23 protein-coding genes are annotated in these 22296 nt (G+C 69.9%); 11 read left to right on the forward strand and 12 right to left on the reverse strand.

Annotated features, from left to right (window positions below; all coding sequences use genetic code 11):
* Positions 1–56 precede the first annotated feature (56 nt).
* The 3 genes from ACGFY9_RS44840 to ACGFY9_RS44850 all read right to left on the reverse strand — a co-directional run bounded on the left by ACGFY9_RS44840 (position 57) and on the right by ACGFY9_RS44850 (position 3112).
* The gene (locus ACGFY9_RS44840) at positions 57–851 is read right to left on the reverse strand and encodes an ATP-binding cassette domain-containing protein (protein WP_393764285.1); all 795 of its coding nucleotides are present in this window, start codon (positions 849–851) and stop codon (positions 57–59) included.
* Entirely contained in the window at positions 848–1882 is a 1035-nt protein-coding gene (locus ACGFY9_RS44845; protein ID WP_393764287.1) for an ABC transporter permease, read from the reverse strand. Before ACGFY9_RS44845 ends, ACGFY9_RS44840 begins: the two co-directional genes overlap by 4 nt.
* Before the next feature lie 111 nt (positions 1883–1993).
* On the reverse strand, positions 1994–3112 hold the full coding sequence (locus ACGFY9_RS44850; protein ID WP_393764289.1) for a substrate-binding domain-containing protein: 1119 nt from the start codon (positions 3110–3112) through the stop codon (positions 1994–1996).
* A gap of 148 nt (positions 3113–3260) precedes the next feature.
* On the opposite strand from ACGFY9_RS44850, the gene ACGFY9_RS44855 reads away from it, so the two are divergent.
* Complete coding sequence (locus ACGFY9_RS44855; protein WP_393764291.1) at positions 3261–4313, forward strand: LacI family DNA-binding transcriptional regulator; 1053 nt, start codon at positions 3261–3263, stop codon at positions 4311–4313.
* 19 nt (positions 4314–4332) lie between these two features.
* Here the strand turns inward: ACGFY9_RS44855 and ACGFY9_RS44860 are convergent, their stop codons facing one another.
* The gene (locus ACGFY9_RS44860; RefSeq protein ID WP_393764292.1) at positions 4333–4884 is read right to left on the reverse strand and encodes a TetR/AcrR family transcriptional regulator; all 552 of its coding nucleotides are present in this window, start codon (positions 4882–4884) and stop codon (positions 4333–4335) included.
* 131 nt (positions 4885–5015) lie between these two features.
* Here ACGFY9_RS44860 and ACGFY9_RS44865 point away from each other — a divergent pair, with 131 nt between their 5' ends.
* From ACGFY9_RS44865 to ACGFY9_RS44875, 3 genes are all read left to right on the forward strand, one after another.
* Positions 5016–6062, forward strand: coding sequence for an aldo/keto reductase (locus ACGFY9_RS44865; protein ID WP_393764294.1), 1047 nt, complete (start codon positions 5016–5018; stop codon positions 6060–6062).
* Between the two features lie 464 nt (positions 6063–6526).
* Positions 6527–7348 (forward strand): SAM-dependent methyltransferase, encoded by an 822-nt coding sequence (locus ACGFY9_RS44870; protein ID WP_393764296.1) that lies wholly within the window; start codon positions 6527–6529, stop codon positions 7346–7348.
* A gap of 431 nt (positions 7349–7779) precedes the next feature.
* Positions 7780–9159 carry a histidine-type phosphatase gene (locus ACGFY9_RS44875; protein ID WP_393764298.1) on the forward strand — a complete coding sequence of 460 codons (1380 nt, stop codon included), beginning with the start codon at positions 7780–7782 and terminating at the stop codon, positions 9157–9159.
* A 41-nt stretch (positions 9160–9200) separates the two neighbouring features.
* Here ACGFY9_RS44875 and ACGFY9_RS44880 read toward each other — a convergent pair whose 3' ends face one another.
* The 4 genes from ACGFY9_RS44880 to ACGFY9_RS44895 all read right to left on the reverse strand — a co-directional run bounded on the left by ACGFY9_RS44880 (position 9201) and on the right by ACGFY9_RS44895 (position 13310).
* Complete coding sequence (locus ACGFY9_RS44880; protein ID WP_393764300.1) at positions 9201–10646, reverse strand: ATP-binding protein; 1446 nt, start codon at positions 10644–10646, stop codon at positions 9201–9203.
* Complete coding sequence (locus ACGFY9_RS44885; protein WP_393764302.1) at positions 10647–11399, reverse strand: response regulator transcription factor; 753 nt, start codon at positions 11397–11399, stop codon at positions 10647–10649.
* Positions 11400–11595: 196 nt separating this feature from the next.
* Positions 11596–12192 (reverse strand): FMN reductase, encoded by a 597-nt coding sequence (locus ACGFY9_RS44890; protein WP_393764304.1) that lies wholly within the window; start codon positions 12190–12192, stop codon positions 11596–11598.
* A complete protein-coding gene (locus tag ACGFY9_RS44895; RefSeq protein ID WP_393764306.1) occupies positions 12189–13310 on the reverse strand; it encodes an LLM class flavin-dependent oxidoreductase in 1122 nt (373 codons plus the stop codon). Before ACGFY9_RS44895 ends, ACGFY9_RS44890 begins: the two co-directional genes overlap by 4 nt.
* Positions 13311–13414: 104 nt before the next feature.
* Between ACGFY9_RS44895 and ACGFY9_RS44900 the strand changes: the two genes are divergently transcribed.
* From ACGFY9_RS44900 to ACGFY9_RS44910, 3 genes are all read left to right on the forward strand, one after another.
* Positions 13415–14248 carry a DUF6597 domain-containing transcriptional factor gene (locus ACGFY9_RS44900; RefSeq protein ID WP_393764308.1) on the forward strand — a complete coding sequence of 278 codons (834 nt, stop codon included), beginning with the start codon at positions 13415–13417 and terminating at the stop codon, positions 14246–14248.
* 307 nt (positions 14249–14555) lie between these two features.
* Positions 14556–15731 (forward strand): sensor histidine kinase, encoded by a 1176-nt coding sequence (locus ACGFY9_RS44905; RefSeq protein ID WP_393764310.1) that lies wholly within the window; start codon positions 14556–14558, stop codon positions 15729–15731.
* Positions 15728–16426, forward strand: a complete 699-nt coding sequence (locus ACGFY9_RS44910) for a response regulator (protein ID WP_393764312.1) — start codon at positions 15728–15730, stop codon at positions 16424–16426. Before ACGFY9_RS44905 ends, ACGFY9_RS44910 begins: the two co-directional genes overlap by 4 nt.
* Here ACGFY9_RS44910 and ACGFY9_RS44915 read toward each other — a convergent pair.
* The 3 genes from ACGFY9_RS44915 to ACGFY9_RS44925 all read right to left on the reverse strand — a co-directional run bounded on the left by ACGFY9_RS44915 (position 16395) and on the right by ACGFY9_RS44925 (position 18163).
* Positions 16395–16943, reverse strand: coding sequence for a hypothetical protein (locus ACGFY9_RS44915; protein WP_393764314.1), 549 nt, complete (start codon positions 16941–16943; stop codon positions 16395–16397). The genes ACGFY9_RS44910 and ACGFY9_RS44915 overlap by 32 nt on opposite strands.
* A 150-nt stretch (positions 16944–17093) precedes the next feature.
* On the reverse strand, positions 17094–17567 hold the full coding sequence (locus tag ACGFY9_RS44920) for a MarR family winged helix-turn-helix transcriptional regulator (RefSeq protein ID WP_393764331.1): 474 nt from the start codon (positions 17565–17567) through the stop codon (positions 17094–17096).
* A gap of 110 nt (positions 17568–17677) precedes the next feature.
* Positions 17678–18163, reverse strand: coding sequence for a hypothetical protein (locus ACGFY9_RS44925; protein ID WP_393764316.1), 486 nt, complete (start codon positions 18161–18163; stop codon positions 17678–17680).
* A gap of 125 nt (positions 18164–18288) precedes the next feature.
* On the opposite strand from ACGFY9_RS44925, the gene ACGFY9_RS44930 reads away from it, so the two are divergent.
* The 3 genes from ACGFY9_RS44930 (at position 18289) to ACGFY9_RS44940 (ending at position 19688) form a co-directional block, all read left to right on the forward strand.
* On the forward strand, positions 18289–18624 hold the full coding sequence (locus ACGFY9_RS44930) for a YnfA family protein (protein ID WP_327402149.1): 336 nt from the start codon (positions 18289–18291) through the stop codon (positions 18622–18624).
* 93 nt (positions 18625–18717) lie between these two features.
* Positions 18718–19494: an SDR family NAD(P)-dependent oxidoreductase gene (locus tag ACGFY9_RS44935; protein WP_393764317.1), complete on the forward strand. Its 777-nt coding sequence runs from the start codon at positions 18718–18720 to the stop codon at positions 19492–19494.
* Positions 19494–19688, forward strand: a complete 195-nt coding sequence (locus ACGFY9_RS44940) for a hypothetical protein (RefSeq protein WP_393764319.1) — start codon at positions 19494–19496, stop codon at positions 19686–19688. The genes ACGFY9_RS44935 and ACGFY9_RS44940 overlap by 1 nt, the downstream gene beginning before the upstream one ends.
* Positions 19689–19714: 26 nt before the next feature.
* Here the strand turns inward: ACGFY9_RS44940 and ACGFY9_RS44945 are convergent, their stop codons facing one another.
* Positions 19715–21082 (reverse strand): hypothetical protein, encoded by a 1368-nt coding sequence (locus tag ACGFY9_RS44945; RefSeq protein ID WP_393764321.1) that lies wholly within the window; start codon positions 21080–21082, stop codon positions 19715–19717.
* A gap of 421 nt (positions 21083–21503) precedes the next feature.
* Between ACGFY9_RS44945 and ACGFY9_RS44950 the strand changes: the two genes are divergently transcribed.
* The gene (locus ACGFY9_RS44950) at positions 21504–22244 is read left to right on the forward strand and encodes an LAGLIDADG family homing endonuclease (protein WP_393764323.1); all 741 of its coding nucleotides are present in this window, start codon (positions 21504–21506) and stop codon (positions 22242–22244) included.
* Positions 22245–22296 lie beyond the last annotated feature (52 nt).

Genomic DNA, 22296 nt, shown 5'->3' on the forward strand with positions numbered 1-22296 from the left:
GCCATAACCCGTCACCCCGCCTCCGCCACAAGCCTCCTCACCCCCGCCACGCCCCGTCACCCGGCTTCCGGAACAAGCTTCTTCGCCCCCGTCATGATGGCCACCGCGTCCTCCATCGAGTGCGACTGCGGGGTGATGACCCCGGCGCAGCCGCCGAGGCGTTGGATGTGGATGCGGTCGGCTACGTCGAAGACGTTGGGCATGTTGTGGCTGATCAGGATGATGCCGAGGCCCTGGTCGCGCAGGTCGCGGACGAGTTTGAGGACCTGGCCGGTCTCGCGGACGCCCAGCGCGGCGGTGGGTTCGTCGAGGATGACGACCCGGCCGCCGAAGGCACCCGCGCGGGCGACGGCCACCGACTGGCGCTGGCCGCCGGAGAGGGTCTCCACGGCCTGGTTGATGTTCTGCAGGGTGCTGATGCCCAGCCGCTTGATGTGGTCGGCCGCCTGACGCCTCATCTCGCCGGTGTCGAGCATGCGGAACACCGATCCGAGCACACCCTTGCGGCGGATCTCGCGGGCGAGGAACAGGTTGCTGGCGATGTCCAGCGCCGGGGCCACGGCGAGGGTCTGGTAGACCGTCTCGATGCCGGCCTCGCGGGCGTCCTGCGGGCGTTTGAAGTTCACCTCGGAGCCGTCGACCAGGATGCTGCCCTGATCGGGGACGAGCGCCCCGGAGAGGCACTTGATCAGGGTGGACTTGCCGGCGCCGTTGTCGCCGATGACGGCGAGGACCTCGCCGGGGTAGAGGGTGAGGTCGACGTCGTTCAGGCCGACGACCCGGCCGAAGACCTTGACCAGGCCCTTGGCCTCGAGAACGGGGGCGGCGGTGGGAGTGGGGGCAGTCGTCATGCCTTCACGCTCCTTATCCACTGGTCGACGGAGACAGCCGCGATCACCAGCACGCCGACCGTCAGGACTTGGTAGTTGGGGTCGATCCCGGCCAGTGCGAGGCCGTTGACGAAGACCTGGACGATGAGCGCGCCGATCAGCGAGCCGAGCACCACACCGCGTCCGCCGAACAGACTGGTGCCGCCGATGACGACGGCGGTGATGGACTGCAGGTTGGCGTTGAGGCCGCTGTTCGGGTCGCCGCCGCCGACCCGGCCGACCAGGATCCAGGCGCCCACGGCGATGGCGAAACCGCCGACCACGTAGGCGCTCAGCAGCACCCGGTTGACGGAGATGCCGGCCAGGCGGGCGGCCTCGATGTCGTCGCCCACGGCGTACAGGTGCCGGCCCCAGGCGGTGTAGCGCAGCGCGTAGCCGATCACCGCGTACAGGGCGATCATGAGCAGGACGCCGGTGGTCAGGTTCAACTGCCCGATGGAGACGGTGTCCGCGCTCCACATGAGGATGTTGCCGGGCTGCAGGGAGACGGTCTGGCCCTTGGCGTAGATGAGCGTGATCGCGGTGAAGATGCTGAGGGTGCCGAGCGTGACGATGAACGGTGGCAGCTTGATCCTGGTGACCAGCAGTCCGTTGACGGCCTGCGCGGCGATGGCTACGGCCGCTCCCGCGAGCAGGGCCAGCACGCCCGGCACGCCGTTGTCCGCGACGAGCTTCGACATCAGCAGCGAGGCGAGCACCATGACCGCGCCGATGGACAGGTCGATGCCGGCCGTGAGGATGATGACGGTCTGGCCGACGGCCAACGAGCCGATGACGGCCACCTGTTGGGCGACGAGCGACAGGTTCTGCAACGCGTAGAAGCGGTCGTTGACCAGGGAGAACACGATGGCGGCGAGCACCAGGACGATCGCCGGGCTGAGTGCCGGCTGACGGTGCAGCACCGACTGGATGCGCTGGGCCGGCGTGGCGGGCCGGTTGAGGAAGTCCTCCGCCGGCGCCGGTGTCGCTTCACTGTCCACGTGGGTGGTCACAGGGGGTCCTTCCGGTTCTGTCCCTCGTGCGGGCCTTCATACGACTGGTGAGCTCGTGTGGTGTGCGTGGGCCGCCGGTACTTGTACCGGCGGCCCACCCGGCCGACCAAGTCAGCTGCCCCAGCAGGCGGAAGCGGCCTGCGCCGGGGACTGGACCGTCAGCCCCCCGATGGACTTGGCGGCGGCCAGCGCGGTGCCGGTGTCGTAGAACGACTTGCCGTTGGTGACGCTGGGCTTGCTGCCGCCGCGGGCCAGTTTCGCGATGGAGCTGACGCCGAGGGCGGCCATCTTGCCCGGGTACTGCACGGCGTCGGCGGCGAACTTGCCGCTGGTGACGTTCTTCAGGCCCGAGCAGCTGCCGTCGATGGCGTAGATCGCGACGCTCTTCTCCTTGTTCGCCGCCTTCAGCGCGTTGTACGCGCCCTCGCCCGCCGGCTCGTTGATGGCGTAGACCACGTTGATGTTCGGGTTGGCCGACAGGCAGTTCTCCATCGCGGTGCGTCCGCCGTCGATGGCGCCCTGGGTGGGCTGGTGGCAGGCGATCGTGTACGTGCCGCCCGAGCCGCCGGTGTACTTCCCGGACTTGGCCTCCTTGCCGTTCTCGGTCTTGCTGCCCGGGTCGATGCCCATGCCCTCCAGGAAGCCGTGGTCGCGGTCGATGTCCACCGAGACGACCTGGTTGTTGAAGAGGTCGAGCATGGCGATGACCGCGGGCTTGCCGTTCAGGGCCGCCGCCGCGTACTGGCCGTCGAGCTTGCCCGCCTGCTCGTTGTCGGTCGCGTAGGTGATGTCCGCGACGTTCGCCGGGTTCGGTGCGGTGTCCAGGGCGATCACGAAGAGGCCGGCCTGCTTGGCGCGCTTCAGCGCGGTGTTCACCGCGTCGCCGTTGGTGGTGATCAGGATGCCCTTGTCGCCGCGCGAGACGGCGTTGTCGATGGCGGTGATCTGGGTCTGGGTGTCGCCGTCCGACGTGCCCGCCGCCACGGTGAGGCTCACCTTGTCCTTGGTGGCCTGCGTCTTGGCGTCCTTCTCCATGCTCACGAAGTACGGGTTGCTCAGCGTCTTCAGGATCAGTGACACACCCACCTTCCCGCTGCCGGACGACGATGAGCCCGAGTCGGAGGAACCGCAGGCCGCGAGGGTGGCGCCGAGGCAGATGGTGACGCCGACGGCTGCCGCCCGGGCGCGTCGGCTGCGGAGGCCCGATGTCTGGGTGGAGGAGAGGTTCATGGCGTGATCCCTTTCGAGCCGGCCCTTGGTCGACGCTGAGACAACGTTGACTCGACGGGATAGTGGGCCCGTATGGACGAGCGCGTCAAGACACTGGTAAACATGCGTCGGCAACGAGTCGGTAACGCAGAATCAGTTGGAGACAACGATGACCCTGGGCGAGCCGCCGTCGCCGTCCCCGCGCAGCCGCCCCACCATGCGCGAGGTGGCGGCTCTGGCAGGCGTCGCCATCAAGACGGTCTCCCGCGTGGTCAACGAGGTGCCCACCGTCGATCCGGCCATCGCCGCCCGGGTGCGTGAGGCGGCCGACAAACTGGGCTACCGGCCGAACCTGACCGCCAGCAGCCTGCGCCGCGGGGACGGCCGTACGGCCACGATCGGGATGCTCGTCGAGGACTCGGCGAACCCGTTCTCGGCGGCCCTGACCCGCACCGTGGAGAACGTGGCACGGGGGCGCGGAGTGCTCGTGCTGGTCGGAAGCCTCGACGAGGACCCGGCCAGGGAACGGGAGTTGGCCCGTGCTCTCATCGACCGGCGGGTCGACGGCCTGGTGATCGTGCCGGCCGGCCGCGACCACAGCTATCTGATCAGCGAGCAGCGTTCGGGCACCCGCATGGTCTTCGTCGACCGCGAGCCCAGCCTGCTCGACGCGGACACCGTCGTCTCCGACAACCGGAAGGGCGCCCTCACCGCCGTCAACCACCTGCTGAAGGCCGGCCACCGCCGCATCGCCTACCTCGGCGACCGCGCGACCATCTCCACCGCCGCCCAGCGTTTCGACGGTTACCGGCACGCCCTCGAAGTCGGGCACATCGAGTACGACGACGAGATCGTCCGGCACACCGGGGCCAGCGAGGAATCCGCGATCGCCGCGACCGAGCGGCTCCTGGCGCTGCCGAACCCGCCCACCGCGCTGTTCACCAGCCAGAACCTCGTCACCATAGGGGCGGTGCGCGCACTGCGGGCACTCGGTCTCCAGGACACCGTCGCCCACGTGGGCTTCGACGACTTCCCCCTGGCCGACATCCTCAGCCCGGGTATCTCCGTCATCGCCCAGGACGTCGAGCAGTTGGGCAGGACAGCCGCCGAGATGCTCTTCCGCAGACTGGACGGCGACCAGTCACCCACCCGCTCCGTCACCATTCCGACCCGGCTGATCGAGCGGGGATCCGGCGAGATCCCCGCGAGGGCGTCGAACTGACGGTCTCCCAGAAGGCGTTCTACGGCCGGAAGCCGTCGATCGCCAGTTCCATCAGGCGGTCTGCCTGGGCCACGCCCTCGGGGTTGTCGGGCGTACGCCACAGGCAGCTCAGGAGCATGATCACGTCGGTGGGGTCGAGGCCGGGCCGTACCGCTCCGGCGGATTCACACGCGTCGAGGAGCCGACCGACAGCCGCCGTGACGGCAACGGACGTCGTACTGACGACCTCCTGCGCGGCGGCCGTGTTCAGCGCGTCGCCGAGGCCGTGCTTGAGGCGGACGTAGGCCGCGAGGGTCGTGAACCACTGCCGTAGCGCGTCCAGCGGAGCATGGGCGGCGAGGACCTCCGGCACGGAGCCGACGAGGCGGTCCACGTCGAGGCGGTAGACCTCCAGGATCAGCGCCTCACGCGTGGGGAAATGCCGGTAGAGCGTGCCGGCGCCGACCCCGGCGCGCTTGGCGATCGAGTTGAGCGAGACGCCCGGGGACTCGGCGAACGCGTCGTGGGCGACCTGGAGGATCGCCTCCCGGTTCTTCAGCGCGTCGGAGCGCTGCGGCGCGGCGTCGGTCATGGGTCCTCCTGGCATACGTCCCCCTGGCGGGCGGTCGCCCGATTGCTAAGCGGAGAGTTCTCCGCTAACGTCACAGGGGTCAACCGGAGAGTTCTCCGTTTGCTCTCGTTCCCCATTGTAGGAGCTCCCTCGTGCGTTACATAAAGCTCGGCCGCACCGGCCTCGACGTCTCCCCGGTCGCCGTCGGCGCCATGACCTACGGCGCGCCCGACCGCGGCCACCCCGTCTGGTCCCTCGACGAGGAGACCAGCCGCCCCCTGATCAAGCACGCCCTCGAAGCCGGCATCAACTTCTTCGACACCGCCAACCTGTACTCGAACGGCTCCAGCGAGGAGATCCTCGGCCGCGCCCTCAAGGACTTCGCCGACCGCGACGACGTGGTGATCGCGACCAAGCTCCGGCACCCGATGCGCCCGGGCCCCAACGGCCGCGGCCTGTCGCGCAAGGCGGTCATGACCGAGGTAGACCACTCGCTGCGCCGCCTCGGCACCGACTACATCGACCTCTACCAGGTGCACCGCAACGACCACGCGACCCCGCTGGAGGAGACCCTCGAAGCCCTCAGCGACCTCGTCACGGCGGGCAAGGTGCGCTACCTCGGGGCCTCGTCCATGCACGCCTGGGAGTTCGCGAAGGCGCTGCACCTCCAGGAGCGGCACGGCTGGGCGCGGTTCGTGTCGATGCAGGACCACTACAACCTGCTCGCCCGTGAGGAGGAGCGGGAGATGATCCCGCTGTGCCTGGACGAGGGCGTCGGCACCATCATCTGGAGCCCCCTGGCCCGTGGCCGCCTCGCCCGCGCCTGGGACGACGCGCGGGCCACGAACCGTTCCGCCACCGACGGCGCCTACGCCGACCTGCTCTACTCGCCGGCCGAGGAGGCCTCCAACCACGCGATCGTCGACGCCGTCGGAAAGGTCGCAGAGGCGCACGGCGTGAGCCGCGCGCAGATCGCCCTGGCCTGGCTGCGCCACCAGCCCGTCGTCACCGCGCCCCTGGTCGGGGCCGGTTCGATCGGGCAGATCGACGATGCCGTGGCCTCCCTGGACGTCGAGCTGACCGACGACGAGGTGCGTGAACTGGAGGCCCCGTACACGCCTCGCCACGACTGGCAGGGCGTGTCCGACGAGGCCGAACTCGACGCGATCCGGGCCCGCATACCCGGTATGGCGCTGTAGTGACACCGAGGGACGAGTCCCCGCCCGTACCCAACTCGCTTACGCGTCACGCCTCAAGGAGACATCGATGACACAGGTACTGGTGACCGGCGGATCCGGTTTCATCGGGAGCTGGCCCGCCCTCCGCGCGCGAACTTTCCCTGCCCCTGGCCCGCTTCCTCGGCCGGTTCAACCCCCAGCTGCGCGCGCTGCGTCCGCAACTGGTCCAGGACTTCGACGCCACCGGAGCGAAGGCGCAACGCCTCCTCGGATGGACGCCCCGCCCCGTCGCCGACACCATCGCCGACACCGCGGAGAGCCTCCTCGCGCGCGGCCTGGCCACGGGGGCGTGAGAACACTCCCCACGGGCGGCGGAAACACCTCGGAACTTCGGGAACCGTATTGCCCGGTGTGGCCCTGAGCCCGACGGCAGGCGTGTCAGGATGATGATCTGACAGCGACTCTTCAAGACGGAGCCTGGCCTCATGACCTCTCCCAGCGGGGACGGCAGTGGCGCGCAGCCACTGATCATCGACACCAGCAAGCCCCACCCGGCCCGGATGTACGACTACTTCCTCGGCGGCAAGGACAACTACGAGGTCGACCGGGAGGCCGCCGAGCAGTTCATCAAGGCGGCGCCGGAGGTGCGGGAGGGCGTGCGGGCCAACCGGCGCTTCATGCACCGGGCCGTCCGGCACGTCGTCCAGGAGGGCGGGGTGCGGCAGATCCTCGACATCGGGACCGGCCTGCCCACCGAGCCGAACGTGCACCAGATCGCGCACGCCATCGCCCCAAACACGCGGATCGTCTACGTCGACAACGACCCGATCGTCAGCACCCACTCGATGGCCCTCATGGAGGACACCGACACCTCCGTCATCCTGGCCGACCTGCGCGACCCCCGCTCCATCCTCGACCACCCCGAGGTCCGCAAGGCCATCGACTTCGACCAGCCGGTTGCGGTTCTGCTGGTCGCCGTCGTCCATTTCCTGTCCACCGACGGTGACGACCCCTACGGCATCGTCGCCACCCTGCGCGACGCCCTGCCGGCCGGTTCCTACCTCGTCCTGTCGCACGCCACCGGCGACGTCCACGAGGACGGCCGGCACGACGCGGCGTCCGTCTACAACCGGGCCACCGCCACCCTCAACCTCCGCACCCACGCCCAAGTCCTGGACTTCTTCGGCGACTTCACCCTCGTGGACCCGGGCCTGGTCCGCGTCACCCACTGGCGGCCCGAGGAGACTCCCGCCCCGGGCGCCGCACCGATCGGCATCTACGGCGGGGTGGCCCGCAAGGACAACTAGCCACCGGCGCCCCCCAGTTCAGTCACCTGTCGTGACCGTCCTGCCCTCCCGGCCCGGCAACGCGAAGCCCAGCACGGTGCTCGTGTCGCGCGGGGTTTCCGGGAGGGCTGAACTCCTCGGGCAGGGACAGGCGTTGGAGCGCGGCTCCAGCCCGAATCCGGCCCGCGTCCGGACAACATGTCCGCCTCTCCGCAGGCTGGGGTCATTTCTAACCGGTCACCAGGTTGACGGGGGTTAGATTTACCCCCAGCCTCCACCGACCCCCCGCACCGGACGCCCGCCCCCACTCGGCCCGACCGAGCCTGCTGGTCCACTCGCGACGCACAACCGGCAAGCGCCGACAAAGCACCGCCGAAGCGCCGCGAAAGCCAGGCCCCCGGGGTCACCCCCAGTGCACCCGCCGTTCACGTCCCCCGCGAACCATGCGCCTCATGAGACGTGTCACCCCCGCCCTGGTCCTCGGCATGACCGCACTGCTGGCCACCCCCTTCGCCGCCCAGGCCGCCCCCGGCAACGGCAGCAGCGACGCCCACATCGACAGCTACGGCACGAAGGCCGTGTACCAGCCGGAGCAGAACTCCCGCTCGTACCAGAAGGTCCCGGCCGGCTTCACCCCCGTCTTCACCGAGAACGTGTCGCGGCACGGATCCCGTTCCGCGACCGACGGTTCGGACGGCGACCTGATCCTCGCGCTCCTGGACAAGGCGCAGGCCGAGGGCCAACTCACCGCCAAGGGGCGGGAGTTCGGGCCGAAGGCGCAGGCCCTGGAAGCCGCCATGAGCACCGTCGGCTACGGGAACCTCAGCGCGCGCGGCAAGGAGGAGATGCACGACACCGCCGTACGGATGGAGAAGCGGCTGCCGACCCTCTTCGCGTCGATCGCGAAGAACAAGGAGCCCATCGACGTCGTCAGTTCGGGTCAGGGCCGTGCCGTCGACAGCGCCAACCTCTACGGCGCCGCGCTCGCGCAGACCGACCCCGACCTGACCTCCCTCATCGGCGCGACCCGTACCGACAAGGACCTCCTCTACTTCCACAAGGCCGACGGCGGCGCCGCCTACCGCGACTACATCGCCAACGACAAGCGCCTCGCGGCCGCCCTGAAGTCCATCACCGACCAGCCGGCCACCCACCGTGCCGCACGCTCCGTACTGAAGAAGCTCTTCAAGCCGGCGTTCGTGGACCGGATCACGGCGGGCGAGTTCGCGTCGATCGGCACGGACGTCGAGGCCGCCACCGCCGTCTACAACCTGTACGCCATCGCCCCCGCGATGAGCGAGGAGAGCCCGGGCGGCAAGGGCTGGGGCATGGACCGGTACATCTCGGCGCGCGACGCCGACTGGTTCGGGTACATCTCCGACGCCGAGGACTTCTACGAGAAGGGGCCGGGCTTCGCGGACAGCGACATCACGTACAAGATGGCGGGCGTCCTGCTCGACGACTTCTTCAAGAAGGCCGAGGCCAAGCGCGACGGCACGAGCGACCTGGGCGCCGAACTCCGCTTCACCCACGCCGAGGAGATCATCCCGCTGGCCGCGCTGATGGGCCTGCCGGGGAGTACGAAGGGCGTCACGGCCGACCAGCCGTACACCTACGCGAGCAACCCGTGGCGGGGAGCGGCCGTCGCGCCCCTCGGCTCCAACATCCAGTGGGACGTGTTCCGCAAGGGCGACACCTACCTCGTCCGCATGCTCTACAACGAGAAGGAGACCGCCTTCAAGGCCGGCTGCCGTCCCGTCTCGAAGGGCAGCAAGTTCTACGACCTGAACGAGCTGGAGCGCTGCTTCGGCCGCACGGCCTCCAACGGCTGACCCGGCGGCTGATCAACTCCCGCCCCGAGCCCGTCAGTTCCTCAGCCCCGGCCGCGTGGCCCGGTTCCCGGCCCGGTCACGCCGCCCACCGTGAACCCGATCACCGCCCCGCCGCCCTCCCGCCGCAGCGCGAACGGCGCTCCCCCGTGGGCCAGGGCCACCTCGCGGACGATCGAGAGGCCGAGGCCCGAGCCGGGGAGGGAACGGGCGTCGGCCGCGCGGTAGAAGCGGTCGAAGATGCGGAAGAGGTCGGTCTCCGAGACTCCGGGGCCCCGGTCGAGGACCTCGACGCGGACCGTACCCGGGCGGGCCGGGCCCGAGACCGAGATCTCGATCGGGGTCTGGCCCGCCCGGTCGAACTTGGCCGCGTTCTCGACGAGGTTGGAGATCGCGCGCTGGAGCATGCCGGGGCGGCCGTCGGTCGTCGTGTCGCCGCTCGCGCGGACGGTGATGTCACGGCCGGTGCGGCGACGGGCGAGGCCCGCCACGTCCTCCGCGATGTCGGCGAGGTCGACCTGCTGAGGCGGTTCGGTGTCGGACTGGCCCGCCGCCAGGTCCACCAACTCGTTGACCAGGTCGGTGAGTTCGCGGGCCTCCTGCGAGAGGTCGGCGACCAGTTCCTCGCGCGTGGAGGGCGGCAGCTCGTCGATCCGCCGCAGCAGGGAGATGTTCGTGCGCAACGACGTGAGCGGGGTGCGGAGTTCGTGGCCCGCGTCCTGGATCAGGCGGCGCTGGTCCTCCTCCGACTGCGCGAGGCGGCCGAGCATCCGGTCGAAGGCCCTGCCCAGGCGGCCCACCTCGTCGTAGCCGGTGACCGGGACCTGGACGCCGAGCCGACGCGTGCGAGCCACGTCCTCGGCGGCGGCGGTGAGGATGATGAGGCGCCGGGTGATGCGCCGCGCCAGCCACCAGCCGCACAGCCCGGCCAGCACCACCACGGCCGCCATCAGCACGAACGTCCGCTGCTGCAACGCCCGCAGCAGATCCTCCGTGTCGCTGAACTCCTGCGCCACCTGCACCGCGCCCCGCCCGGCGCCGAGCGAGACGGTCGCGATGCGGTACACGTCCTCGCCAACGGCGACGTCCTTGTGCTCCACCGTCTTCCCGGCCACCCGCTCGCCCGCGATCGCCCGGTCGTCGCCGGTCACCGGCAGCGCCGGGCTCCCACTGTCGAGGACACCGCCGTCCCGCCCGAGCACCTGCACATCCGTACGCGCCGGCCGCACGATGTCGTGGCCGGGCGCGGACGAGGAGAAGTCATCGGTCGTCATCTGGTGCGTCCGCACCTCGTCCTGCAGATCCTGGACGACCTGGTCGAACACGGACTCCTGGTCGACCCGGACCAGCCGGGCCGCCGCGCCGTACGACAGCACGCCGACGAGCAGCGTGACGGCGGCCGTCACCGCCGCGAAGGACAGCACGAAGGTGGTGCGGAGTGAAACCAGTCTGGGTCGCCTGGTGGCCACGAACCGCCGCAGGCGGCCCACTCAGTCCTCCCGCAGCACGTAACCCACGCCACGCACCGTGTGGATCAGCTGCGGCGCGCCGGGCTCGTCGAGCTTGCGGCGCAGGTAGCCGACGTAGACGGCGAGGTTCTTGGAGCCGGGGCCGAAGTCGTAGCCCCAGATGCGGTCGTAGATCGTGGAGTGGTCCAGGACGATGCCCGCGTTGCGCACGAGCAGTTCGAGGAGCTCGAACTCGGTCCGGGTCAGCTCCAGTTCACGCTCGGCGCGCCAGACTCGGCGGGCCTGGAGGTCCATGCGGAGGCCGGCCGCTGTGATCTGTTTGTCGGAGGAGGAGAACGGCGAGGACGGCGACGGGGACTGCGGCTCGTCCCGGAGTACGTCGCCGGGGACGCCGTTCGCCGGGACCGGGCTGGTGCGGCGGAGCAGGGCTCGCAGCCTCGCGAAGACCTCCTCCACGTCGAAGGGCTTCACCACGTAGTCGTCGGCGCCCGCGTCCAGGCCGGCGATGCGGTCGGCCGTCTCGACCAGCGCGGTCAGCATCAGGATCGGGGTGCGGTCGCCCTCGGCGCGCAGCACCCGGCAGACCTGGAGGCCGTCGATGCCGGGCATCATCACGTCGAGAAGCAGCACGTCCGGTGGGGTGCGGTGGGCCTGCGCGAGCGCCTCGACACCGTCGGCGACCGCGGTCACCTGGTAGCCCTCCAGGGTCAGGGCCCGCTCCAGGGCATGACGGATGGCACGGTCGTCTTCGGCGAGCAGCACAGTCTGGGGCACGGCACCCAGTGTGCCAAGGCCTCCGGCGGTTGACCGGTGGGGGCAGGTCTACGATCACCCTTTTTACCTGGCTCTCACCGAGGTGGGCGCAACCCGGGGCTTGCTCCTACCGTCTTCTCACGGTCGGGTGCCTCGGGGTGACCGTCCCTGGGGGCTGCGCCCCCAGACCCCCATCGGCCCTGAAGGGGCCTCGTCCTCAAACGCCGGACGGGCTGATGTTCAGCGCCGCCAGTTGGTCCGTGAACGGTACGACCGTCGGCTCACTCGCCGGGCGCGTTGTCGACAAGCCCTGCATCAGAGTTGCCAGCTCCCCCGCCGCCCGTTCGATCCGCTCCGGCAGGCCCTCCGCGCCCCAGTCCTCCGAGGCGGCGTAGACCCCGGTCGGGACGACCACGGCTCGGAGGTAGGCGAAGAGGGGACGGAGGGCGTGTTCCAGAACCAAGGAGTGCCTCGCGCTGCCGCCCGTCGCCGCGATGAGTACCGGCTTTCCGGTCAGCGCGTCCTTGTCCAGCACGTCGAAGAAGGACTTGAACAGTCCGCTGTACGACGCCGAGAACACCGGCGTGACGGCGATCAGGCCGTCCGCCTCCGTCACCGCGTCGAGCGCGGCCGCCAGCTTCTTGCCGGGGAAGCCGTTGGTGAGGTTGTGGGCGATCTCGACCGCGAGGTCGCGCAGTTCCACGACCTGTATGTCGACGGGGGTCCGCCGGTCCACCGCCGCCGCCAGCCGGTCGGCCAGCAGCCTCGTGGACGACGGAACACTCAGCCCCGCCGAGACGACTACGAGCTTCATGCGACGGTCACCTCCTGAACGGACTCGGCAGACTCGGCGGACTTGGCGGACTTGGCGGCCTTGAGCGACTCGTGCGTCGGCGCCTCCGGTACGTCCGCCGGGCGGTTCGCCGCGAACTCCTTGCGCAGCACCGGCACGACCTCCTCGCCGAGCAGGTCGAGCTGCTCCAGGACCGTCTTGAGCGGAAGCCCGGCGTGGTCCAGCAGGAACAGCTGGCGCTGGTAGTCACCGGCGTAGTCCCGGAACGCGAGGGTCTTCTCGATGACCTCCTGCGGGGAGCCGACGGTCAGCGGGGTCTGGTCGGTGAAGTCCTCCAGGGAGGGCCCGTGGCCGTAGACCGGAGCGTTGTCGAAGTACGGGCGGAACTCGCGTACCGCGTCCTGGGAGTTCTTCCTCATGAACACCTGGCCGCCGAGGCCGACGATCGCCTGCTCCGCCGTGCCGTGGCCGTAGTGCGCGTACCGCTCCCGGTACAGCTCGACCATCCGCTTGGTGTGGTCGGCCGGCCAGAAGATGTTGTTGTGGAAGAAGCCGTCGCCGTAGAAGGCGGCCTGCTCGGCGATCTCGGGGCTGCGGATCGAGCCGTGCCAGACGAACGGCGGTACGTCGTCCAGCGGACGCGGCGTCGACGTGAAGCCCTGGAGCGGGGAGCGGAACTTGCCCTCCCAGTTCACGACGTCCTCGCGCCACAGGCGGCGCAGCAGGGCGTAGTTCTCGATGGCGAGGTTGATGCCCTGGCGGATGTCCTGGCCGAACCAGGGGTAGACCGGGCCGGTGTTGCCGCGGCCCATCATCAGGTCGACCCGGCCGTCGGCCAGGTGCTGGAGCATCGCGAAGTCCTCCGCGATCTTCACCGGGTCGTTGGTGGTGATGAGGGTGGTGGAGGTGGAGAGGATCAGCTTCTCGGTCCGCGCCGCGATGTAGCCGAGCATCGTGGTGGGCGACGAGGGCACGAACGGCGGGTTGTGGTGCTCACCGGTCGCGAAGACGTCGAGCCCGACCTCCTCGGCCTTCAGCGCGATGGCGACCATGGCCTTGATGCGCTCACGCTCGGTCGGCGTCCGTCCGGTGGTCGGGTCCGGTGTGACGTCGCCGACGCTGAAGATCCCGAACTGCATGGTCGTTCACCCTCCAGGTTGTTGATTATTCAACTATACCCTCCAACGGCCACCCCCTCACACATATTCCGCGCACTGTCAGTGGGCGGTTCTACGATCCGTACATGGCCGCCCCGCACCGCGACACCCGGAGGACAGCCGACGACACCCGCGGAATCGTCGACCCCGCCGAACTCCTCACCCGCGTGCACTTCCGCCGCCCCGAACCCGCCGAAGCCCTCCGCCCGTACATCGAGCACTACTGGCTGATCGACTGGGACCTGACCGAGCCCTACGTCTCCCACGTCGTCCCGCACCCGGCCGTGCACATCGTCTTCCAGCGGCTGGCCGGCGAGGACGCCTTCGTCGAGATCGCGGGCATCCCTGACGGCCTCTTCGCGCAGAAGCTGGAGGGGCGGGGACGCGTCTGTGGCATCAAGTTCCGGCCCGGCGCCTTCCGTACCGTCGCCCCGGACCGCCCGGTGTCGGAGTGGACCGGGCAGCGGGTCCGGCAGCCCGGCGTGTTCCCGGACATCGACCCCGCCACGGTCCTCGACCCGCCCGACGAGACCGCCCGCGTCGCCGCGCTCGACGCCTTCCTGCTCACCCTCGGCCCCCGGCCCGACCCGCAGGCCGACCTCGCGACCGCCCTGGTCGACCGCATCCGCACCGACCGCACGATCCGCCGCGTGACCGACTTCGCCCGGGCGGAAGGCCTGTCCGTACGGCTGCTGCAGCGCCTCTTCGCCGCGTACGTCGGCGTCGGCCCCAAGTGGGTCATCCTGCGCTACCGCATCCACGAGGCCCTGGAGCGGGCGGGAGCCGAGGAGCCCGTGGACTGGGCGGGGCTCGCCGCCGACCTCGGCTACGCCGACCAGGCCCACCTGGTCCGGGACTTCACAGCGACGGTCGGGGTGACACCGACGGCGTACGCGCAGGGCGTGCAGGGCGCGCACTGACCACGCCGCGGCGCCAGTCCCGTTAATCCGGTTGACCGGCGAGGGGCCCCTCAGCCGCATTTACCTGTACCTGCATCTACGACGCCACCATCGGCGACATCGAACCGGCCGAGGCGGGCAGCGCCGGCGGCTCGCTCGACGCGGTGCGGCAACTGGCCGACGCGATCGACGCTGCGGCCGTAACCAGCGCCGACGGGCACACCCGCACGCTGGTAGCTTTCGCAGCGGTCGGACGGCGGCGGCAGTCGCAGTCCCCGGAACAGCGGCCGTCACAGCAACAGCGGGAAGAGTGGGAAGAGAGCCCCCGGTGAACCGGACTCAGCGCGCTACTCGGTGGTTCACGGCGGACAACAACCCCGTCCAGGTCTTCGGCACCGTCGCCGCCATCGTCGTCGGCGCGGTCGCGGTGCGGCCCATCGGGTTCGCCGGGACCGGGCTCGCCGTGCTGTGTCTGCTGGTCCTGGTCTCGCTGATGACGTGCACGCGGCTGATCCCGGAGGGGCGGCTCGCGCCGGGGCCGCAGTTCGCGGTGCTGTGTGTCTGGTCGGCCGGGGCCGCCGCGCTGATGGGACTGGACCGCTCCGGGGCGTCGGCCCTGTTCGCGTACTTCGCCACCGGCCACGCCGGATACCGCCTCGACAGCCGCCTCTCGCTGCCCTTCGCCGCGTGCACCAGCGCCCTGTGCGCGGGGGTGCTGCTCCTGCCGTGGGGCAACCACGGCGCCTCGTGGATCGTGGGCGCCTTCACCGGCGTCAGCGTGCTCGTCGGGCTCTCCAACCGCGCCCACACCGCCGCGCTGCGCTCCGCGCGGGCCGCCGCCGAGCAGGCGGAGCTGGCCTCGCGGGCGGAGGCGCGGGCCGAGGCGCTCGCCGAGCGGGCCCGGATCGCCCGGGACGTGCACGATGTGCTGGCCCACTCGCTGGCCGGGGTGAACATGCAACTGGAGGTCACCGACGCCCTGTTGGAGTCCGGTGACGTCGAACGGGCCCGGCAGGCGGCCCAGCGGGCGCAGAGCCTGGTGCGCTCGGGGCTGACCGAGGTGCAGCGCACGGTCGGGGACCTGCGCGAGGACGCGCTGCCGCTGGTGGAGACCTTGCGGTCCATGCTCGGCTCCGTGTCCGACGCCGGTACGCTGACCGTCGACGGGCCGCGGCGTGAACTGCCCGTCCGCCTCGCCCAGGTGATCGTGCGCTGCGCCCAGGAGGCGCTGACCAACGCGCACAAGTACGCGCCCGGCGCCCCGGTCCGCATGCGCCTGGAGTACGTGGAGCGACGGGAGCACCTCCCGGAGGAGACCGTCTTCGAGGTGGTCAACTCCGCGCCCCCGGAAGGCTCGCGGCCCCTGGCCGGTGCGGGGAGCGGGATGGGTCTTGTCGGGATGCGCGAGCGCCTCGACCTGGTGGGCGGCACGGTCACGGCCGGGCCGGTCGTGGACGGCGAGGACGCAGGAGGATGGCGAGTGCGCGTGGTGATCCCGGGATGAGCGACGAGCGGCAAGGGCAGGGCGACCGGCAGGCCGTCGTACGGGTGGTCGTGGCCGACGACCAGACCGCCGTCCGCGAGGCGCTGGCGACCGTACTGGATCTGCAGCCCGGTGTGGAGGTCGTGGCGACGGCGAAGGACGGCGGGGAAGCCGTGCTCGCCGCCGAGGAGCACTCCCCGGACGTGATCCTGATGGATCTCAACATGCCGCGGATGGACGGGGTCGAGGCCACCCGGCTGGTCACCGAGCGCTTCCCGCAGGTCGCCGTCGTCGTGCTCACCACCTTCGCCGACGAGGAGTACATCCTCGCCGCGCTCGGTGCCGGTGCCCGCGGCTACCTCACCAAGGAGTCCGGCCGGCAGGACATCACCCGCGCGGTGCGGGTCGCGGCGGCCGGGCAGTCCGTGCTCGACCCCGCCGTACGGGACCGGCTCGTCGCCGCCGCCGCGCGGGGCGGTGCCCCCGTCGAACGGCCGGGCGCCGGACTCGCCCCGGATCTCACGCCCCGGGAGGTCGAGGTCCTCACGCTGATCGGTGAGGGCCTGACCAACCGGGGTATCGCGGAGCGGCTGGTGGTGAGCGAGGCCACGGTGAAGACTCATATCAACAACCTCTTCTCCAAGGCGCATCTGCGGGACCGGGCGCATGCCGTGAAGTACGCGTTCATCCACGGACTGGTGAAGACCCCTGGGTGAGGGCCGCCCCCGCCGGCGCCAGGAACCGCACACGGGCCAGCAGCAGGAACACCCGGGTGAGGACCATGGCCAGCGCCATGATGACGAAGAACGGGGCGATGGCGTCCTGGACTATCTGGTGCTCGGCCATGAACGTGCCGAGGTGGTCGCGGAACCAGGTGTTGTGCTCGGCGGCGTAGATGAAGGCGACGCGCAGCGCGACCACCGCCGTCCAGATCGCCACGAACCCCGCGCCGCACCGGGTGTGCACGTGGCCCGAGGCCGGGTCGCGCTCCACGCCGGTCGTGAACGTGGCGACGGCACCGCAGGCCAGTCCGATCGCGGCGCCCACCAGATAGACGACCACGTCGACGTGCTGGGTGGGCATCCCCCTCAGATAGAAGTAGCCGACCGCGGACACCGTGCCGATCGGCATCAGCACCTTGTGCAGGTCGTACTTCCGGCGTCCGTACTGCGTCAGCATCATCACCGCGAAGATGCCCCCGCTGATCGTCAGCGCCTGCTCCATGTCCGTCATGACGTCGCACTCCTCGGTCTCCGGCGGTGTCCCCGCCTCGCGTTTTCCTGAGTCCGACTCTCCTGCCGAAGCCGCGAAAGCTCCCGGACCCACGGGTGGATTTCCGGGTGGAGACGCGAGGTGGAGCCTCCCCATAGGGGGCTCTCAGGGCTACACCTCGCCCGCGCGCAGCCGCGCGATCTGCCGGCCGCTGAACTCCACCGTCCGCCTCATGTGGCCGACGATCACGGCGAGTTCGGCGTCGCCCAGCTCGTCGAAGAGGGTGAACCAGCCGCCGCCGAGCCGGTTCCACATGCGCCCGAACTCGGTGATCTTCTCCGGCACGGTCGCCACCAGCACCCGCCGCCGGTCCTCCGCGTCCCGCTCCCGCACGACGTACCCCGCCCGCTCCAGCCGGTCCACGAGCCGCGTCGCCGACCCGGTCGTCAGCCCGGTCAGCTCGGCGACCCGGCCCGTGGTCACGGGCCCGGCCTCCAGCGTGAGCAGGTTCAGACACTGCAGATCGGTGGGGTGCAGCCCGAGCCGGTCGGCGACGGCCTGGTTGAACAGGGCGTACGACGCCATGTACCGGCGCGATACGGAGGACAACTCGTCCAGCAGCCGCGCCCGCGCGTTCCCGGACATGTCGTACCCCTCGTCGCCTGTGCCGTTCCGCACGCGCCGTACGTGCCGTGCGGAGATCGAGATCGTACGACGCGCTCGCGGGCGTGGCTCCTCGGTCCTACGGGTGTGGCTCAGAAGTAGTAGGTGTCACCGGTGTCCAGGACGAGCACCCGCTGCTGGTCGTTGGCCCGGTTCCCGTCCACCGCGCCCCCGCCCCACACCGTGTCCAGCTCCAGCAGCACCTCGGAGGACGCGTCCCGCAGCCGTACCCGCACCTCGATCCGCTCGCCCACCGCGTCCGCGGCCAGCGCCCCCGTCCGGCACACCACCACCCGCTCCCCCGACCGCGCACACCCCTCCGGCAGCGTCTGCGCGTCCGCGAGCGGCTTCGACCAGCGCAGCCGTACGGTCGCGTCGGGCACCGCGGCCGGACCGTGGTTGCGCGGGGTGAACCGGACGTCGACCCGGCCGCCGGTCATGGTGGCGGAGCCGTGGTAGGCGAGATCCGCCTCCGGGCCGGGGAGGTCCGGGCGACCCGGGAGCCCCGGGGCCGCGCCCATCACCGCCAGCGCGGCACCCCCTACAGCGAGAGTCCGTAGTACCCGTAGTACCCGCATGCCATCCGCTCCTCAGTACGCCGCGCCCTTGCACCACGCCACCGTGGTCGTACGGATGTATCCCACGCGGAGCGCGCGACAGGCGCCCTCCATCAGGTGACAGCGCGCGTGATCTGATGGCGGCCATGCTCGTCCTCCGCTCCGCAGCCCTCTTCGTCGTCGCCGCCGTCTTCGAGATCGGCGGCGCCTGGCTGGTCTGGCAGGGGGTGCGCGAACACCGCGGCTGGCTCTGGATCGGCGGCGGGGTCATGGCCCTCGGGGTCTACGGCTTCGTCGCCACCTTCCAGCCCGACGCCCACTTCGGCCGCATCCTCGCGGCGTACGGCGGGATCTTCGTCGCCGGTTCGCTGGCCTGGGGCGCGGTCGCGGACGGCTACCGGCCCGACCGCTGGGACATCACCGGCGCCCTGATCTGCCTGGCCGGGATGGCCGTGATCATGTGGGCGCCCAGGGGGAACTGACCCGACCCCCCGGAACCGGCCCCCTATCCTGGACGGAGTCGTACACACGATCTCGTCCACACGATCTCGTTGATCCGTCCCGAGGAGCAGCCCATGGCCACCGCCGCACCGTCCGCCGCCTCCCGTATCGCGGTCGTCACCGGGGCGAGCGGTGGAATCGGCGCCGCCACGGCCCGCCGGCTCGCCTCGGCCGGTTACCGCGTCGTCCTCACCGCCCGTCGCAAGGACCGCATCGAGGCACTCGCCGAGGAGATCAACGCGACCGGCGGCCAGGCCACGGCGTACGCCCTGGACGTCACCGACCGGGCCGCCGTCGACGAGTTCGCGACCGCCTTCAAGACCATCGGCGTCCTGATCAACAACGCGGGCGGCGCGCTCGGCGCCGACCCGGTCGCGACCGGCGACCCCGCCGACTGGCGCACGATGTACGAGACGAACGTCCTCGGCACCCTGAACATCACCCAGGCCCTGCTCCCCGCCCTCACCGCGAGCGGCGACGGCACGGTCGTGGTCGTCTCCTCCACCGCCGGACACGGCACGTACGAGGGCGGCGCGGGCTATGTCGCCGCCAAGCACGGCGCCCACGTCCTCGCCGAGACGCTGCGGCTGGAGATCGTCGGCACCCCGGTGCGGGTCATCGAGGTCGCGCCCGGCATGGTCAAGACAGACGAGTTCGCGCTGACCCGCTTCGGCGGCGACGCGGAGAAGGCGGCGAAGGTCTACGCGGGCGTCGCCGAGCCCCTCACGGCGGACGACGTGGCCGACACCATCACCTGGGCGGTCACCCGCCCCAGCCACGTCAACATCGACCTCCTCGTCGTCCGCCCCCGCGCCCAGGCCTCGAACACCAAGGTCCACCGGGAGCTGTGATGCCCGACCAAGAGGGCACCCCGGCCGGTCCAGTTGGCCCGGACAACTCCCAAGAGGCCCTGGACAAGCGCCGGTTGGCCGAGGAGACCAGGAACGAGCGCAAGGTCTGGTACTTCCTCGGCTACTTCCTCTTCGGCATCCACCTCGTCGCGTTCGTGATGATCTACGCGGTGATGCACGCACCGAACAAGTAGGTTTTCCCCGCCGGTTCCCCCCTGCCTCAGTTCAGGGAATTGATAATGCGCCCGATGCGACTGGCCACCTTCTCCGCGGTGCCCTCGATGTAGAAGCCGTCGACCGCCTCATAGGTGACGTGGTCGAAATTCCATTTGTCGGGCATGTTCTTGGCGCCGCCCTCGAACATCGACATGACGAACGTGCTGGAGAAGGACGAGTTCTCACGGATCGCGTTCGCGGTCGTGGTGGACAACTCCGGTTCCACACCGGCGAAGACGCCCTTGCCGACCTGGAAGACCCAGATCGGCACCTGGGCGGTGCCGGTCGGGGTGAAGGTGACGGTCTTGGTGGGTGCGCTGGCCTGCGGGCCGGTGACCTGGGTGGTGGTGATGTCGTCGGTGACGAGCCGCACGACGACCTGCTTGCCGCTCTCGTACTTGCCGATCCCCTGCGCCACCCGCACGATCTCGTTCCCGAGCCGCTCGCCCTGCGCGGTCAGCAGCGCGAATCCGGCGTCGTGCAGATCGACGCCGTAGGTCCAGCCCTTGTCCTTGTCGATCGTGTACCGCTTCGACCGGTACGCCGGGAACTGGTCACCGCACGCGCCCACCAGCCAGAAGCCGACGGCACCGGGGTACTGCGTCTCGACGTGCGTCATGGCCGCGCCGGCGAGGTCGGCGGTGATCGGCAGGGTGCCGTCGGCCATGACCGAGTCCTGCATCACGCACGACTGCACGTTGTAGTTGGCCAGGACGGCGATCGGGTTGCCGTCGAGGTCGTTGAAGCGGGCGACGTACACGCCCTTGTCCGAGGGCAGTTGCTCGTTCACCCCGAGCCAATAGCCGTCGGCGGTGAGGACGTTGCGGTTCACGTTGACGTCAACCCGGCCGGAGCCGTAGCCGACCTCGGCGTCCTGGAGGTTCTTGACGGCGTCGGCGACGGCGGACCTGGTGGCGGCGACGATGTTCTGCACATACGCGGCGGCACCGGCCGAGGACGAACTCGCCTGCACATGCGGCGCGGAGAAGCAGTGCGTGACGGTGACCATGATGTTCGCGGCGGTCACGCCCGAGGCCGCGGTGATGGCGTCCCGCATCAGCGCGATCGCCTCCGCGCTGATCGAGGTCAGATCCAGCACGGCCAGCGCGATACGGCGGGACCCGGACTCCACCAGCAGGACACGGACGTTGAGGTCGTCGTGCACGGCGGTGAAGTTGTCCAGCGGCAACAGCGAGGCACCGGGCGTGAACGCGGCCTTGCCGGCACCGACCTTCAGCCCGTCGGCGGCCTTCGTGGCGGCCTGCGCGGAGGTGGCAGTACCGAGGGCGGTCGCCGCAAGCACGGTGACCGCCCCGGCCGCCACCACGGCCCGCCGGCTCAACTCACTCTGGTTCTGGTGCCGCTCAAGCATGTGCTGTCCTCCGAGACGCTGCGGGTGAGGGTGGGACCAACTGCCGGGCAGCATCACAGTGAATTTCGAGGGCAGCAATGAGGGGCGCGTGCAATCAATGCTTTCGCGAATGGCGTATGCATTTTGACGTGCGACGTGGGCTGGAATTCCCAGTAATAGGAGGCGAATTCACAGCGGCATCAAAGAGACCTCAGAGCGATCTCAGAGCGGCCGCCACCTTGACTTTCCACACCCCCCTCGGTTAGCCCACACGGGTGAACCGTGTCGATCACCCGCGCGGCGCTCGAACAGTCGACCTAGGCTCGCGCCACAACATCAACACGACGGCCCCCGCCCGGGACGGCAATCCCGAACGAGGGCCTGACCAGCACGGAAGTGGAGCTTCCCTGTGGCTGATTGCGAGCCTATCGCTCACCAGTTCATGGACCTGACGGCCCCTGAGTACGCGTACATGTTCGGGTTCCTGCAGGCGGATGGACATCTACAGCAAGGCGTCGGGCAGAAGGGCAAGTTGTCCGTCGAGATCAACGTCCGAGACATTGATCTCCTGCGCGAGTTCCAGAAGCTGACGCCGTACAACAGCAGCGTCACCGAGCGCACCCGTTCCACGAACTTCGCCGAGACCCACCACTCGGTCACGTGGACTCTGTGCTCTCTTGAGGCTCGGACCAAGCTCAACGAACTTGGCTTGTCCTACGGCCGCAAGTCCAAGTCGATCACCCCGCCCCATGTCGCGTTCTCGCACCGCGACTACCTCCGGGGGATCATCGATGCCGACGGATCAGTCGGGTACACGAGCAAGGGCTTACCCTTCGTGTCCCTGACCACGGCCAGCACCGAAATCGGCTCCTACCTGTGCTTCTACGCAGGAAAGATCACCGGCGTCGAACGAGCCATCAAGCGCAACACCCGCGACGGCATCTACAACATCCTCTACTGGACGGAGGCGGCCCAAGCGCTGAGCGCACACCTCTACTACCCGGGCTGCCTGTCGTTGAACCGCAAGCAGGCGGCAGCCAATTCCCTGGCCGACTGGGTGCGCCCAGCAGACATGAGGGTCGCACCGGACCGCCGCCGCTGGACGGCTCACGAAGACCAAGTACTCCTCGAACTGAACAATGAGCTTCTTCGAGTTGGCCACCGATCAGGTGATGGCCGGTGAAGCGCAACGAGCGAGGCCCCCGGGCTGTTGATCGAGATGTCTGACGTCTCAA

It is taken from the genome of Streptomyces sp. NPDC048504 (assembly GCF_043200035.1).
Taxonomy (GTDB): domain Bacteria; phylum Actinomycetota; class Actinomycetes; order Streptomycetales; family Streptomycetaceae; genus Streptomyces.